Source organism: Candidatus Methylomirabilota bacterium (genome assembly GCA_028870115.1).
In the GTDB taxonomy this organism is placed as follows: domain Bacteria; phylum Methylomirabilota; class Methylomirabilia; order Methylomirabilales; family Methylomirabilaceae; genus Methylomirabilis.
Genome location: JAGWQH010000063.1, coordinates 1 through 12,409 on the forward strand (window position 1 = coordinate 1; position 12,409 = coordinate 12,409).

A 12,409-nucleotide genomic window follows, 5' to 3' on the forward strand; every position below is an offset into this window, starting at 1 on the left:
ATTGTCAGTTCCTCCTCGCTTCGAAGCAGCGGGTAGTAGCCGTGAGGAGCAAGCCGTTCCGTCAATTTAGCCACAGCCTGACCGGGGTCGACCAACAATTTTCCCTGGAAACGGGCGGTCCCATCAAACAGGCGCCCCTCGCTGATCGCAAAAACGCCTGCCATCTCCCGTTCCAGAAAAAAGAGGATGCCCTCGTCCGAATTCGGCCAACTTGCCATATCTTTTTTATACCACGGACCCTGCGAGCCGTCAAAACCTTCTATCGCCTCTCCGTGAGAGCCCGATCCTACGTAACGGCAGATCTTCGTTGGATAGCTCAATGTCAATGAAGCTCATCGATTCCTGAAGCTTGTGTGGCTTACATGGTAGTAAAAGGCTGCTCGGATATTCAGCCGTTCGAAATGCATCCGCTCAGGGAACGGGGAAAAGGGGGTGGCCTGCCGAATGGCCCGAATGGCCTCGTTGTCCAGTGGGGCGATACCGGAAGTTTGCGTGAGTTGCAGATCGCGCAAGCGGCCATCGCGCGTGATCCCAAAGGTTACCACCAGATTTCCGCTCAGGCCCCGCGCCTCCGAAGGGTAACTCCACACACTCTCAATCCGCCTTTTCACACCAAGCAGATAGGACGCAAACCGGGAATCCTGGCTGTCCAACGAAACAGTCGGCCCGGCAGAGGAACCCGTGTCGCCCTCCTCTCCCGCATCAGCCCCTTGGCCGGAGTATTGCCCGGCATCGAGACTTTTCCAGAGCATGGCCAGTTGACCCCTGAGATTAGATGGGCGGACCGATCTACCGACATCCTCGCTCTCAAGTGGCTCCACTTGAGCCGTCTTCGGGCTGGGGGCAACAGCCGGCCCCTTCAACGTCAGCAACGGAGGCGGCGTCCAAGGGGTGAGTGCAGCGCGATGCGTGGAAGGAGCGCCGGAGCCCGCTACCGCCGACGATGCGGCCGGCGGAGTTGCCATTGCTGGGCGAGAGGAAGCCGACGCGAGGTGCGGGATGCCTGAACTGTTCGGTGTTCGAGGCGGGCCTGCCTTGGTTGCAGGCCGTTGCGCGCGCGCCGTAACCTCCCCGAGCGTGTGACGATCACGCGGGGGTAAAGTCGGCGTTCGAATCGGTTGATCGACAATTCGGACCTGGAGCGGCCGATCTGCCGGTAGCTGGATAGACCGCCCCATCACGCTGAGCAGGCCGATAAACACCAGGTGGGCTAGCAGCGAAAAGACGAGAAAGTTGCGGATCTGCGGATGTACAGCAGTCAACATTCGCAACCCATCATCTTGAACCTTGACTTTCAACACTGGGTGCTACAATAGTCCGCAGTCACCAGATTTGTCAAGGATTGATCGCCTGTGCCGAGGCGTCTTCGCGGGTAGAGAACGGATCGAGAGTGTCTGGCAAGAGGGTCACCCAGGGAATACCGCGTCTGGGATGTCGGTGTACAAGCACGGACACGCCAAAGACCTTCTGTATCGTATCCGCCTGAATAACCTCGTCCGGGGGGCCATCCGCAACGATGCGACCCGATGACAGAAGGACCAGACGGTCAAAATAGAGCGAAGACAGGTTCAGATCGTGCATAGATGAGACAACCGTCAGATTGCGCATCACGTTGAGATCCTTGATCAGCGAGAGGATCCGGATCTGGTGATTGAGATCGAGGGAGCGGGTCGGTTCGTCGAGCAGCAACAGACGCGGCTGTTGTGCCAGCGCCATCGCCAGGACGGCCCGCTGGCGTTCCCCTCCCGAAAGATCGTTGTACGGACGGTCTGCAAACGACAGGAGATGGGTGGCGGTCATTGCGGCCCGCACCGCCTCCAGGTCCTCGCACGCAGGGCCGCGGTAGCGATGCAGATACGGTGTGCGTCCCAGCAGCACCACCTCCCTCACCGTGAGGGTATACGGCAGCAGCAACTCCTGGGGAACCATGGCGATCGCCCGCGCCAGTGCTGTCCGGCTCATCCTACCCAGGTCCTCGCCCTCGAAAGAGACCTCTCCCTCCCCCGGATGTAACAGACCCAGCATCAACTTCAGAAGCGTCGTCTTGCCCGAGCCATTCGGACCCAGGATTGCCACTCGTTCGCCCGGTCCGACGGTCAGATCGATCCTTTCAAGTCCGAAGCCGCTCGAATAACTGAAATGAACGGCATCAAGACGGATCTCTGGTCTCATCGCCACCCCGACTCCCTTCCGTTCTGCCGTAGCAGGAAGAGAAAAAGTGGACCGCCGAGCAGGGCCGTGAAGATCCCTACGGGAAGCTCTGCCGGAGCTGCAATGGAGCGTGCTGCCGTATCCGCCAATACCAGAAGGGCGGCGCCGGCCAAGGCCGAGGTCGGCAAGAGTCGTCGGTGATCGGACCCGACCAGGATACGCAAGATGTGCGGAACGGCGAGCCCCAGGAATCCGATCAGACCGCTGACGCTGACCGCAGCGCCCGTCAGTAGCGCGCCGAGCGCGATGATCCTTCCGGCCTCCCGATCCAGATTTACTCCCAGGACTTGCGCCCCCTCCTCTCCCACCGTCAGAGCATTGAGCGACACCGCACACCCATACGCGACGATAATCCCCGCAACAATGATTGGCCCCACAACTAACAGTTGTCGCGAATCGTTCACTGCGATCCCACCCATGAGCCAGGTAAAGACTTGACGGAGCCTGAACTCGCTTCCCTCGAAGAGCAGAATGCTCAACGAGCCCAGATAGCCCAGGACAGCGTTGACAATGACACCGGCGAGCAACAGCGTCACCGGCGAGCTGTGCCCATTTACCCGCGCAAGCCGGTAGACCAGCAGCACCGCCAGCAGGCCACCCACAAAGGCTGAGAGCGCCACCGATCCAAAGCCAAGGATGGAGGCCGGTGGCAGGACAAGTATGGCCATTGTTGCCGCGAAGCCTGCGCCGGCAGATGTGCCAATGATATACGGATCAGCGAGCGGGTTGCGAAGTAATCCCTGGAACAGGACGCCGGCAGTCGCCAGGGCCGCGCCCACCAATGCCCCACCCAGGACTCTGGGCAGTCTGAGTTCAAGCAGGATCGTCTCGTCCGCGCCCGGCCAAGTCACTGGGCCGACCGGAACACCGGTCGACCGAAGAAGAATTTTAAGGATGGTTGTGGGCGATAATGCGACCGCACCCTGCATGACACCGATGAGCAGCGCCAAAAGGAGTAAGGCTGACAAGGCAACATAGATGCCGGGTACGAAATTCCCCCACCCCCCCTTTATAAAAGGGGGGGTGGGGGGGATTTGGGGTGCAGGGTGCTGGCTCTGTCTCATCAAAAACGGTCCGGATGAAACAGTCTGGCTAACAGTTCGAGGCCCTCGACAATCCTTGGCCCGGGCCGACTGATCACACTTGAATCGATCGCAGCCATCGCCCCCAGACGCACCGCCCGCAAGCGACTCCACCCGGGGCGTCGAGCCGCCAGTTCCAGCGTTTGAGGGTTCAGGGGAGCAAGGGGATCGGCCAGGATGATCAGGTCGGGGTCAGCCCTGATCAGCTCCTCCAGGCTGAACTGAGGCCAAGCCATTCGCGAATGTATGGCGACATTTGCCCCGCCCGCAAGCCCAATAAGGACATCGATGAATGAACCAGAACCGGCCGTGAAGGGGCGGCCCGGGTCGCTGCCATCAAGTTCGATAAAGACCTTGGGCCTGGGGGCGGCCCGCACCTTCGCCGCGACCGCCGCTACCCGCTGCCGCATGGCGCGGACCAGGCCCTCGGCTCGCGCCTCGGCGTCCACAATCCGCCCGATCAACAGGATGTTTCGATAGAGGTCGTCGAGCGTCCGCGGCGCTAAGATCATCACCCTGATCCCGTACCGCTCGAGAGGCAGCAGCGGTTCCGCGCCTCCATGAGTCGAGAGAATCAGGTCGGGATTGAAACGCACGACCTGCTCCAGGTTGGGGTTGAGGGGGGCGATTCTGGCCTTCTCTTTTGCAGCCGGCGGAAAGTCGCTCCATTGGTCGACAGCCACGATGCGTCCCTCCGCGCCCAGCGCGAACAGGATCTCGGTATTGCTCGGCGTGAGCGCCATGATCCGCTTGGGCGGTCCGTCCAATGTTACGGACCGCCCCGCGTCGTCGACAACAGTAAGGGAGGCTGCATCGGCAGGGCCCCACAACAACAGCACGATCCAGAACAGCAGGATCGCCTGACGCGTCACAGGCTGCCCTTCAGGCCGAACAGCCAGGTAATACCCGGAGCCGAAAAGCCGGCGACTTGTTGGTAATCCCTATCGAAGAGGTTCTGGATCTTTCCGAACAGTGTAAGCTCCCGCAGATGGACGGTATCCTTCAACAGGAGGTACGAGCCCGCCAAGTCCACGGTCGTGTAGCCCTGCGCGGTCACCCGTCTGGTTTCGAAGGTGGCCGGATCGGTGAAGATATCCGGTCGATCGCCGACAAACGTTGTCGTCAGACTCGTGTGCAGGCCATGCCACACATGGTCGATGGAGAGCGTCCCAGCGTGTCGGGGTCGGCGGAGCAGGGGCTGGCCCTTTTGCAGCGCAACTGACCCGATGCCGCCATCATCAAGTACCGTGGTATCCAGAAAGGTGTAGGCGCCACCGATCGTCAGGCCATACCCTGGGCGGATTGTCGCGGCCAGCTCGACCCCCTCCGCCCTCGCTTTCTGGACATTGCAGAAGCTGGCCGGACAGCCAGGAGTAGGACGGGAAATGAAGGCGATCAAGTCTTCAAAACGGTTGTGAAAGTATGTGACTGAAACATCGGCCAGACGCTGAAGCAGTGGCTGATCCAGCCCGATCTCCCAGCTCTTGGAGCGCTCCGGTCTCAGGTTGGGATTGCCGACGACAAACTGACTCCCGTCGCCAAAGTTTTCAATGAAGCTCGGCTCCTTGATTCCTTCCCCGTAACCACCCCTCAGCTTGGTTTCCAAGTAAGGAACGATCCACGCCGCCGAGACCCTCGGTGTGACCTCAGTTCCGAAGGTACTGTTGCCATCCACCCGGAATCCCGCCGTCAGGAACAGCACTTTCTTCCAGTCGAACTGACCCTGGAGGTAGCCGGCCTTATTATTCCGTCTGGCCTCATTCGCGCTTGCAAAAGGAAAATCGGTCTCGGTGGCGGCGGCCCGCTGATCGAACTCCTCCCGCTCTAAGGCGAAGCCGGTAGTAAATAGACCTGAGAGATCAAGAACAGTGGGGGTAGTTAGATTCCAGAAATAATCCATCGACAGGCGGCGCTCTTCATCCTTACTGTGAAAGGCGGAGAAATTGATGCCGGAAGTGAAGGGATCATCATAGGCAAAATTTCGCCGGTACCAACCGAGCTGAAGCGTCTGCTGCCACCAGGGTGTCAGTGCGTGACTGGCCTTACCGCTGACGACCAGCCGTTGCTGATCGCTTGATTGGTTCGGATCGAGCGGGAACGTGACCCCACCGAACCGATCGCCACCGGCCCCGGTGGGAAAATTGAGGTGGTTATCGGTGTAACGGATAGCTAGACTCAGGTCCAGCGTTTTCTCAAGGGTCACGCCCACGCGACTGCTCACAGTCGTCTCGCCAAAGTGGTTGTTGATGGGGAGGTTCCCGTTGGTATCGTTTCGACCAACACCCAGCGAGTAATCAAATTGTCCGGCCCCTCCGCTAAGATTCAACTTCTCTTCAAACGTTTTCAGGTTCCCGCCCGCGAACGAGGCCTCGACACGCGGCGTCCCCTTGCCCCGCTTCGTAAAGATCTGGATCACCGACCCCATGGCATCCGAACCGTACAGCGCGCTCTGCGGCCCGCGAACGATCTCGATTCGCTCGATATTGTCGGTATTGAGATCGCCGAAGTCGTAGAAGCCGCCGGCGTCGTTGACCTTTACTCCGTCAATCAGCACCAGATTAAAATTGGAGTTCCCGCCTCTTGGGAACACACTCACGATGCTGCCGCGACTACTCTGCTGCGTAGTACTCAAGCCTGGGACATCCCGGAGCAGGTCTGACACCTGGGTGACCTGACGCGCCTCGATCTCCTCTTTCGTGATCACGGTAACCGATGCCGCAACCTGTTTTACGGGAACCTCGGTTTTGGTCGCCGTCACGACCACCGGCCCCAGCTCTACCGCGTCTTCAGGAGCTAACCCGAGCATCTGTCCTGACGCACTCCCCGGTTCACAGCACCACAGAATCGTCACCCACAACCATCCCTTGACTACACCGCTCCAGCGTTTCATCATTCGCCCCCTTATCCGCGAAGGTGGTGCGTTTCCATTTTCCCCTGGATAAGGTCTCCTGACTCGCGGATCATTGCCGACTCTGCGCCTTCCCATCCTCCGGCAAGCTCAGGACAGTGGCATTGTGCAGAGCGGCTCCCCACTCACAGTGGCGGGACCGTGCTGGCTTTGCTCCGCCGCAACATGCGGCCGACACACCAGCTTCCCTTGAATCCAAGGGCGCTCAATTCTCTCCGAATAGTTATCCGATCGTGTAGGTTTCTCTCACCCCCTTTCAGGTTTCTTGCCCACGACGGCAATGGCCCGGGCCTGCCTGCCCTTTGCGGCTGTACTCATCTCACTGAAGCTGGCGCGCCGCCTCCTCAGGAATCGCGCCAGGGAACAGCTCGGGGTGCAGGATCTTCGCCAACAGTTCGAGGCCATCCACGAGGCGGGGGCCGGAGCGACTGAAATAAGCGCGTGCATTGACCGCGTAGACGCGGTCGCGCCCCACAGCGGGCAACTCGCGCCAGCCCGGCAACCTCGTGAGAAGCGACAACTCTCGGATGTTCCGTTCCAGATCGAAGCCGCAGCCCATCAGGATGACAACTTCCGGCGCGTACCGAACCACCCGCTCCCACTTCATCGGGATTGACGGCTTCCCTCGCCTGCCTAGCCTGTCAATCCCTCCCGCCATCTGTACCATCTCTGGAACCCAGTGACCCGCGGCATAGATGGGTTCAACCCACTCCACGCAAAAGGTCTTCGGCCGCTCAGTCGAACCGGCGACCGCACGAACCACTAGATCGATCCGCGACTGAAGGCACGTAATCAAGGATTCAGCCTGCCTCGCTCTGCCGGTTGCCTCCCCTACACGGCGGATATCGTTCAGGACGTCGCCCAAGTGAAGCGGAGAAAGGGAAAGCAAACGTGGCGCGCTGTCGAGTTGCTCCACCGCCCGTTTAACCTCTCGATACGGCACAGCGCAAACGTCACACAGCTCCTGAGTCAGGATCAGGTCCGGTTTGGCCTGCCGCAGCCGATCGAGGTCGATGGTGTAGACCCCTTCGCCGCGGCGAAGTTGCGCCTTGACAGCGCAATCGATTTCCGCGCTGCTCAGCATAGATGAATCAAAGACTGACCGAATGACAATCGGCTTGGACTTGGCCTCGCGAGGAAAATTGCATTCGTGGCTGACCCCATAAAGCTGGTCGCCAAGGCCCAGGGCATAGACAATCTCGGTCGCACTTGGCAGTAATGAGCAGATCCGCATGCAGGCCGCTCCTCCACAACAAAAAACCCCAATCCTCCGAGGAGGATTGGGGTTTTCATGCCCAAACCACACGCCAAACCTGCGCCGCGATCAACCCGGTACGCGATAAGGCCGCCCTTCCCCTCGGAAGGTCATCAGCACCCCGGGACTGGGCAGGTCTCCTGGCTCGCGGCTTACCTTACTTTCTGCGCCTTCCCGGTGAACTGCAGGATGTAGGGTAAGTACCCTGACTTTTCACGAGTGGCGTTCAGCAGATTTCAATGCCGCTTACAGTTGCGGGGCAGCAACGGTCTGGCCCTCCATGCTGCGAGTGCAGGGCTTCACCGTTTTCCCTGTTTCCACCATCGGCGGACCCAGCCCCGCCCGACTCTGGCGGGACGCGGTATATCTAATCCGACGCCTGTCCCGATGTCAACAAAATAAAGGAATCCTACGAGCCTCACAGGGTGTGCCGCCTGAGGAGGTCGAGGATGATCCCTTCCCGCAGGCCGCTATCGCTGACCGTGAACTCGTCGTAGCCAAGCGCGCCCATGACCGTCACGAGAAGGGCGGTGCCAGCGATAATCACGTCGGCCCGTCCAGGCTCCAAGGGCGGGATCTCGCACCGTTCGGCCAGCGGTCTCGCTGCCAATGTGTGAAGCAGTTGCCCCGTCCGAATCATCGACAGCCGATGGCCGTTTACTCGAGCAGGGCTATAGACGGTGAGTCCCAGATCGATCGCGGCAAGGGTGGTCGGGGTCCCGGCAGTTCCGATAAGCGCCGCACCATCAAGACCGGGCAGTTCGACGCGAAGTCGCCGAACCCGGTCCGCAACGACTTGTTCAATAGCCTCCAGCTCACCGGGGGTCGGCGGATCGCTTTTCAGATGCGCCTCGGTCAGCTTGACGACGCCCAGGCCGGTGCTCACCATCGTCTCAATCGCCTCCCCATTGGCCAAGATGAACTCGGTACTCCCCCCGCCGATGTCCATGACCAGGACCCGTCTCGATCCGAGGCAGAGCCCGTGTCGAACGCCGAGGAGGGTGAGCCGCGCCTCCTCGTTGCCGTCGATCACCCGGACGGTGAGCCCGCTCTCCCGGCGTACTACCGCGACAAACTCCTCGCGGTTGTTCGCCTCCCGTACTGCACTGGTGGCAACTGCCGCTACGCACACAGGGTTGAAACGGCGAGCCGTCTCGGCGAATCTCCCTAGAGTCGCCAGACTGCGCTGCATTGGCGCATCCTGGAGCAGCCGGCTTGGCATCAACCCTTCACCGAGACGAGCGACCGTCTGCTCTTGATGAAGGATGGTGAAATGATCGAAACCCACCGCTTCGGCTATAAGCAAGCGAAGGGTGTTCGTACCTATATCAATGGCCGCGTAAATCGCCATTTAATCCTCGTCACGGAGGGCATCTTCAGCGGCATGCAGTCGGCGAACCAGGCCGGCCTCAGGCTGAACGGTAATCGTCTTCTCCTGCGTGAGTAAGACGGCTCCCGGTGCAGCAGCCTTCGGCTTCCTCAGATATTTCCGCAGGACATAGTCCACCGGCACCTTGACCTCCCCGCGCGCCCGGCTGTAGTAGGCGGCGAGTTGCGCCGCTTCGCAGAGAGTGCGGGGGGGCGCCTGCTTCCCTTTCTGCAAACGGATGACGACATGTGAGCCGTGGATGCCCTGAGCGTGAAGCCACATATCGTGTGATCGGGCAAGCCGCCAAGTCAGATGATCGTTACCCGCCCCGCTTTTGCCGACCAGAATCGCCAGACCGTCCGAGGAGCGGAAGATGCGCGGTTCTGGGCCATCGGATTGCCGAACGCGCGGCGCTGCCGGCCCCTGCGTCGGACGGCGCCTCGCCACACGAGCCACAGCGGCATCAATCTGCTGCAGTGCGTCCACATCCTTTGCCGTCTCTGCCTGCTTCATGAGAGTCCGCAGCGTACGAAGCCGCTTCGTGGTCTCTGTAAGACGCTCACCGACAATCTGTGCGCCGCGCTTGGCCTTGCGATGCAGGGCGAAGTATCGCTGAGCATTCTCCTCAATGGAGCAGGCGGGATCCAGCTCAATTTGCAGCGCCCGCTGCGCCGAGTCGGCGTAGTCGGTCAGTTCGACAATCTGCTGTCCACGCCGAATACCGGCCAGATTGGCAAGCAGGAGCCGCCCTTTGCGGGCATGAAGCTCGCCATCACGATAGATCGTCGCCTCCTGCTCCAGCTTGGCCGAAAGCCGCTCTGCCGCACTGATCTCGCTTTGCACGCGATGCAGCAATTCGGTTCGGAGTCCCGCCTGCTGGGTGACCTTTTCGCGACCCACACAAAAGGCGCGAGCCGCCTCAGCCATGGTGGAAAATGGAACCTGGCGATCGGCAGGAATCGTGATGAGCGGGGTGGCGGCGATGCCGACAAGTTCCGCATCACTCCCCATGAGGAGCCTGGGTTCGAAAGCGGCGGTGGCCACACGATCCATGAGATCGCGAAACGGCTTCCACAGGGCGCGCGCCTGCTCGTCGGGAGAGGTAAAGGTCAAGAGGCCAGAACGGGCCACCAGCTCCTTTGCCATCAATGAACCGAACCCAGCGAAGCCGGTCGAGAGGATACGCGCCGCATCCATTCCTTCAGCAAGGCGGGTACGGACCAGCGTCTGAAACTCGTCTTCTCCGACACCCCTGGGATCGACGCGGCTGCCATCGAAGGGGGGCTGATACGGCTCGCCCGGCCTGCCTGTGCGGTGCACGCAGACAGGTCCCGGTGTCTCACCCCTCGTTCGTCCGGAGGCCGCGCGAAGACGGTCAATGATCATTCCGGTCGTTCGATCCACGAGGATCGCGTTACTCGCAGGCCCCAGCAGCTCCGCATACAGGGTCATGGCCGCCGCACCCGTGGCGACCACCGTCGAATCAGATAAAGAGCCGCCACGCAGATGGATCGCCATGATCCTGTCAAGCCCCACCTGCTCCACCTCCTCGATCAGCGCCCCTTGTGTCCTTGACGCAACAAGGTCTCCAAACCTCGACGAGTGTACAGCAGGCTTGCGTGGCGGTGAACACAACTCGATTCTGGGCGCGCCAGGCTTAACAGACAGCAAAAGTCCGTCCGGCCCTCGTCCCCTGTGAAAGATCAGCAGCAGGCTCCACTGATCGAGTTGCTGAGCGCGGCTGATCGTAACACCTGGAAGGACGGCTTGCAGTTCCCGAATGATCGCGGCAAGGCAAAAGGCATCCATGACGCAGACTATACCCAAGGCAGCTATTCGTGTAAAGCTCAGCCTGGACCCAGGCAGACTCGCCTCCGGAACTCCTGGCGTTCGAAGTACGCAGAACTCCAGGGCTTGGAGCGTAATAAAGCGTAATAATTGGTGATGAACCGTATTTTCCGAAAATACGCCGAAATGCGTATTGACCGTATCGGTTAACCGACCTACGGTACTATACCGTTCCGTTAACTTCAGCACGTTGTTGTGCTGTGCGACTATTAACTATCTGGATTGATATTATGTTCATATACTGTCTGGCGTTCTCTATGCAATTATACTGACCGATAAGGTGCGTCGTTCATCAGACTGGAGCCCGCGTAAGTCACACAGGTTTTTCACGACATGGAAGGAGACAGCGGTCGAATGAGGCGAATCTCAGTCCTGATTGCTGACGATCACGCCCGCTTTCGCGAGGGGATCCGGGCGCTCCTGGCGCAGGCGCATGACATTCAGGTCGTCGGCGAAGCGGCTGATGGTCCCGAAGCCCTTCGCATGGCGGAAGCCCTCCAACCCGATATCCTGCTGCTCGATACCCAAATCCCCAGGCTTGGAGGTCTCGGGGTGCTCCCACAGATCCATAAGACATCCCCCCGGACAAATGTGTTGATCCTATCCGAATGTTCCGAAGGCGAGTTCGCGAGCAGGGCCTTGCAACAGGGCGCCAAAGGGTATCTGTCGAAATCTCGCAACCATCAGGATATCGTCAAGGCGATCCGGGTCACCCGTGCCGGAGAGATCTGGGCGGAGCGTAAGGTCCTGGCTAAAACGCTGGAAGGCTTGCTGCAAAAGACGCAAGGGATGAATCTCTCCCTCTCAGAGATGCGAGAGGCCCTGACGGATCGGGAGCAAGAGATCGTCAAATGGGTGATGCAGGGGATGACCAACAAAGAGATTGCCGCGCAACTGGGGATTAGCGACAATACTGTGAAGACGCATTTAGGCAACATATTCGGTAAATTGAAGGTCACTCGCCGCCTCCAACTGCTCCTCTCTCGGATCGTGGACCACACCGCCTGATCTCCACCCTCCTGCCCTCGTGCCATCACGTTGTTCCCCGGTGAGTCAATCCGACCGGTCAAGCGGTCTCTTGATAAATAGTAAGCGGGCTACGTCTCTTATCCTTGCGAAGTACTCCAAGTGGGCGATTGTGCTGAATTGGGTTGCCATGTATACATGCGTAGCATATTGAGTGCAGCATGTGCGACGGGCCGCGAAGCACGCGAATCATTCGAGAGGAGGCGCCCAATGCCCCCCATCCGGGTCATTGTCGCAGAAGACTATCTCGAGTATCGGGAGCTGTTGTGCGAACAGCTCCGAGTTGCTCCAGACCTGGACGTCGTCGGGGAGGCGCGGGATGGGTGGGAGGCGATCACGGCAGTGGGGCGGTTGAAGCCCGACGTGCTGATCCTTGACCTGGACCTCCAGGGGATGAGTGGCCTGGATGTCCTGCACGTGACCCGCTGGTACAGCCCGGACACGAAGGCAATCATCCTCTCGGTCCACGACGAGGAGTCGATTGTCCAGGAGGTCCTCAGACAGGGTGCAAGGGGCTACATCGTGAAGGGCGATGGGACCGATCTGGTGAAGGCGATCAGGGTGGTGCATAACGGCGAGGTGTGGGTGAGGCGCCGGGTCCTGACCGCGATCATCGATGAACTGCGTCGCCTCGTCGAGCTGACGTTTCCGGCAACGGCGGCGGAGCACGCACCGGCGGAGCAAGTTCCATAAGCCTGTCTGCGTGCAAC

At 60.1% G+C, this 12,409-nt stretch carries 11 protein-coding genes and 2 riboswitches; of the genes, 2 read left to right on the forward strand and 9 right to left on the reverse strand.

All coding sequences use genetic code 11. The features are described from left to right. The 9 genes from KGL31_06820 to KGL31_06860 all read right to left on the reverse strand — a co-directional run. A partial coding sequence (locus KGL31_06820) for a site-2 protease family protein (protein ID MDE2321616.1) occupies positions 1-320 on the reverse strand: 320 nt, incomplete at its 3' end. A gap of 12 nt (positions 321-332) precedes the next feature. Next, entirely contained in the window at positions 333-1,265 is a 933-nt protein-coding gene (locus tag KGL31_06825) for a TonB family protein (GenBank protein MDE2321617.1), read from the reverse strand. 70 nt (positions 1,266-1,335) lie between these two features. Then, positions 1,336-2,172 (reverse strand): ABC transporter ATP-binding protein, encoded by an 837-nt coding sequence (locus KGL31_06830; protein MDE2321618.1) that lies wholly within the window; start codon positions 2,170-2,172, stop codon positions 1,336-1,338. Continuing rightward, complete coding sequence (locus tag KGL31_06835) at positions 2,169-3,224, reverse strand: iron ABC transporter permease (protein ID MDE2321619.1); 1,056 nt, start codon at positions 3,222-3,224, stop codon at positions 2,169-2,171. The genes KGL31_06830 and KGL31_06835 overlap by 4 nt, the downstream gene beginning before the upstream one ends. A 50-nt stretch (positions 3,225-3,274) precedes the next feature. Then, positions 3,275-4,165, reverse strand: coding sequence for an ABC transporter substrate-binding protein (locus KGL31_06840; GenBank protein ID MDE2321620.1), 891 nt, complete (start codon positions 4,163-4,165; stop codon positions 3,275-3,277). Then, a complete protein-coding gene (locus KGL31_06845; GenBank protein ID MDE2321621.1) occupies positions 4,162-6,186 on the reverse strand; it encodes a TonB-dependent receptor in 2,025 nt (674 codons plus the stop codon). Before KGL31_06845 ends, KGL31_06840 begins: the two co-directional genes overlap by 4 nt. A 48-nt stretch (positions 6,187-6,234) precedes the next feature. Further along, positions 6,235-6,392: riboswitch (cobalamin riboswitch) on the reverse strand. A 128-nt stretch (positions 6,393-6,520) separates the two neighbouring features. Continuing rightward, positions 6,521-7,435 carry a cobalamin-binding protein gene (locus tag KGL31_06850; protein ID MDE2321622.1) on the reverse strand — a complete coding sequence of 305 codons (915 nt, stop codon included), beginning with the start codon at positions 7,433-7,435 and terminating at the stop codon, positions 6,521-6,523. 133 nt (positions 7,436-7,568) lie between these two features. Next, a riboswitch (cobalamin riboswitch) is annotated at positions 7,569-7,807 on the reverse strand. A gap of 67 nt (positions 7,808-7,874) precedes the next feature. Beyond that, entirely contained in the window at positions 7,875-8,807 is a 933-nt protein-coding gene (locus tag KGL31_06855; GenBank protein MDE2321623.1) for a Ppx/GppA family phosphatase, read from the reverse strand. Beyond that, entirely contained in the window at positions 8,808-10,862 is a 2,055-nt protein-coding gene (locus KGL31_06860; protein ID MDE2321624.1) for an NFACT family protein, read from the reverse strand. 165 nt (positions 10,863-11,027) lie between these two features. Here KGL31_06860 and KGL31_06865 point away from each other — a divergent pair, with 165 nt between their 5' ends. Both KGL31_06865 and KGL31_06870 read left to right on the forward strand, forming a co-directional pair. Continuing rightward, a complete protein-coding gene (locus KGL31_06865) occupies positions 11,028-11,681 on the forward strand; it encodes a response regulator transcription factor (protein MDE2321625.1) in 654 nt (217 codons plus the stop codon). 228 nt (positions 11,682-11,909) lie between these two features. After that, positions 11,910-12,392 (forward strand): response regulator transcription factor, encoded by a 483-nt coding sequence (locus KGL31_06870; protein ID MDE2321626.1) that lies wholly within the window; start codon positions 11,910-11,912, stop codon positions 12,390-12,392. Positions 12,393-12,409: the final 17 nt, after the last annotated feature.

Bases quoted from the DNA above. Each gene is read 5' to 3' on its own strand.
- KGL31_06825 (MDE2321617.1), bottom strand. From the start codon at position 1,265: ATGTTGACTGCTGTACATCCGCAGATCCGCAACTTTCTCGTCTTTTCG.
- KGL31_06830 (MDE2321618.1), bottom strand. From the start codon at position 2,172: ATGAGACCAGAGATCCGTCTTGATGCCGTTCATTTCAGTTATTCGAGC.
- KGL31_06845 (MDE2321621.1), bottom strand. From the start codon at position 6,186: ATGATGAAACGCTGGAGCGGTGTAGTCAAGGGATGGTTGTGGGTGACG.
- KGL31_06850 (MDE2321622.1), bottom strand. From the start codon at position 7,435: ATGCGGATCTGCTCATTACTGCCAAGTGCGACCGAGATTGTCTATGCC.
- KGL31_06855 (MDE2321623.1), bottom strand. From the start codon at position 8,807: ATGGCGATTTACGCGGCCATTGATATAGGTACGAACACCCTTCGCTTG.
- KGL31_06865 (MDE2321625.1), top strand. From the start codon at position 11,028: ATGAGGCGAATCTCAGTCCTGATTGCTGACGATCACGCCCGCTTTCGC.
- KGL31_06870 (MDE2321626.1), top strand. From the start codon at position 11,910: ATGCCCCCCATCCGGGTCATTGTCGCAGAAGACTATCTCGAGTATCGG.